General features: G+C 51.7%; 1 protein-coding gene. It reads right to left on the reverse strand.

Features of this window, described 5'->3' with window-relative positions; all coding sequences use genetic code 11:
• Positions 1-290: AAA-like domain-containing protein (locus LKE08_RS29155; RefSeq protein ID WP_324707806.1), on the reverse strand; the 290-nt coding region annotated here is incomplete at both ends.

The raw sequence follows: 290 nt of genomic DNA on the forward strand, positions 1-290 counted from the left end.
AACCGCTGCAAAAATGAAATGTTGTCCGCTTCTTTCCACCAGGTTTTTAAGTTGAACTCCCGGGAGAGTCGGAATCCTCTCCGCAAATCGGCGACGATGCCTTTGTACCATTGTAGGGGCGTGATGTTTTCGCCCCCGATCATGGTCAAATCCAGGGTCGTACATTTATAGCCCTCCCGCTGCAATTGGTGGCGGGTTCTCACCAGCAGGGAAGATTTTCCCATCTGTCGCGAGTTCAAAACGTAGCAAAACTCCCCCCGTTTCAAAGCTTCGTAGAGGTCGCGATCGCA

Origin of the sequence: Lyngbya sp. CCY1209 (genome assembly GCF_035615495.1) — a bacterium.
In the GTDB taxonomy this organism is placed as follows: domain Bacteria; phylum Cyanobacteriota; class Cyanobacteriia; order Cyanobacteriales; family Microcoleaceae; genus Limnospira.